Raw genomic sequence first — 2361 nt, 5'->3', positions numbered from 1 at the left:
ATAGAGGAGCCAGCAATCAATCGAACTGCTATATAGAAAGCTTTAGTTGCAGCTAAAGCCTGGGTCTCACTTTACCCTGAAGTTGGTTTTATTATCCATACAAGGCAATCAAGGTGATGCGTTACACTCGGCGGTTTTGGTATGGAGTCCGGTGCGCTTTGCTGGTTCAGTGGGGCACACCTTATTGCAGGCGTTATGCGAGAAAGAGGATTGAATAATTACTAATCTATATAAATTTAGAACAGTTGATACCTATAGCTTGAGTGCATTGGCTAATTCTCAGCTTTGGTTTTCTGAAATTCAGGCTTTCAATGACCCTTTTGAAGGAATGTTTATTCTAGATGATTCACTTTCAGAAGAAGTTTTGAAGCTATGGAAAAGTTCTGCATCTTGGAAACCGGATTCAGAGATCAATGTAGCTGATAGGGATGCAAAACTTAGGCAGCTTGGACTCAATAAGCATGACTATACAAAAGAGGACTTTGTTAGAGCCTTAGCAATGGATGAATTAGATATCATTGTTAGCCTAGTGCGTATGTCGAAAATTGTTTCTATGTCCCTTTCGGATCGAGAAAATGACCCAATAACAGAAAACTTAATGTGGTCACATTATGCCGATGGTTTAAGGGGCTTTTGCTTGGTGTTTTCGAGTGAGCAGTTGCAGTGCGATATTAACGAATCGTCAGATCGAGTAATGCGACCAATAAAGGTAATGTATCAAAATGAACCTAATGCACTTAGATTATCAGATTTTTTAAGTTCAGAAACTGTATTGGGTGATTCTGAAATTGACTACATTGAGCATGTTATTCAAACAGTCGCAACAAAATCCAAATCTTGGAAATACGAGAATGAGATGCGTATCCTCTCAATGAGTGAAAGTAATATGCATTCATATACATCGTCGGCTTTGTTGGAAATAGTCATCGGTGACAAAATGCCACTCGATCAACAAAGACTGGTAATACACACTGCAAAAATGGCTAACCCGGACATCATAGTACGCAGAGCTAAACTAAAGAAAAACAGCTATGTAATTGAAATTAAAGACTACTAAATTCAAAATCGCATAACAAGGCAATCAAGGGTGACCCGTTACACTCGGCGGTTTTGGTACGGAGTTCGGTGTGCTTGGTAAGTTGATCGTGGGGCACCTTATTGCAGGCGTTATACAAACACTTAATATAGGAGTTTACATTGAGTACAACTAATAAAAATAAAGATATAAATTGCTTTGTAATAATGCCAATATCAGATCAAGCTGGTTACGATAGTGGTCATTTTCATCTTGTTTATGAAGATATTATTTGTCCAGCAATAAAAGCAGCTGGTATGGTTCCTATACGAGCTGATGAATCAAAAGGGACGAATCTTATACAGCTTGATATATTGAAGCGGGTTATTGATTCACCAATTACAATATGTGATATAAGTTCAAAGAACCCTAATGTTTTTTATGAATTAGGCATGAGGCAAGCATTTGATTTGCCGACTGTATTACTAAAAGATGATATTACCGATGCTCCGTTCGATATAAGTGTTCTTAGATATTGTTCTTATAGTAAAGAAATGCGTCATCGTCAAGTACTCGAAGCTGTGAAGTCATTAACAGACTCACTAATTGAAACGTATAATAACAGAGATAATAAATCTGAAATTAACTCGTTAATAAGGTTGTTAGAAATATCTTCGCCTGCACAGGTTCCTAATAATGATTTGTCTGGGCAAGAACGTGAAGAAAAATTAGTTTCACTTAAGCTTGATACTATTTTGCAAGGTTTTGAGAATGTAACGTCACAGCTTAGGACGTTAGATACGGAAGTGAAAATGATAAATAATCAAACATCACAAACACCTTCTCCACAACCACCATCAGATCTGAGCGGTTTACTTGCAGCTAGAAATAAATTGCGTGCACAGTCAGCAAGGGTTCAGAAAAATTCTGAATCAACAATAAATTATGATGATGTCTAGTTAAATTTGTATAACAAAGCAATCAAGGTGATGCGTTACACTCGGCGGTTTTGGTATGGAGTTCAGTGTGCTTTGTTGGTTTAGTGGGGCACACCTTATTGCAGGCGTTATGGCGCAGGGGCGTACAGGCAACGTGGCTGTCGTTTTATTGCCGGCGGGTCGTGCTTAGTTGCTAGTGAATCTCAGTTTTCCAGCTCTGTTATGGTGATGGTAGTTCTCAAGGAAAATAGATAATTGTGGTTTCTGTACGCAACCGCCCGATTGGCGTTTTGAGGTGGCTTCTTTCATTTGTCCAATTGGCTCCTGCACTTGTGTTGATTCCCTTCATTTTCGTTGGGTCGAGGCTTAGCAGCTAGCAAGCCGTAGTTTTCCAATCCTGTTATGGTG

The 2361-nt window shown here is 38.8% G+C and carries 2 protein-coding genes; both read left to right on the top strand.

Annotated features, from left to right (window positions below):
- Positions 1-259 precede the first annotated feature (259 nt).
- Positions 260-1057, top strand: coding sequence for a DUF2971 domain-containing protein (locus EDI28_RS25565; protein WP_128786661.1), 798 nt, complete (start codon positions 260-262; stop codon positions 1055-1057).
- 140 nt (positions 1058-1197) lie between these two features.
- A complete protein-coding gene (locus tag EDI28_RS25560; RefSeq protein ID WP_128786660.1) occupies positions 1198-1974 on the top strand; it encodes a hypothetical protein in 777 nt (258 codons plus the stop codon).
- The last annotated feature ends 387 nt before the right edge of the window (positions 1975-2361 follow it).

This window comes from Photobacterium chitinilyticum (assembly GCF_004104355.1).
Taxonomy (GTDB): domain Bacteria; phylum Pseudomonadota; class Gammaproteobacteria; order Enterobacterales; family Vibrionaceae; genus Photobacterium; species Photobacterium chitinilyticum.
The sequence above is the reverse complement of the archived record's forward strand: the minus strand, read 5'-3'. Positions and strand labels throughout refer to the sequence as shown.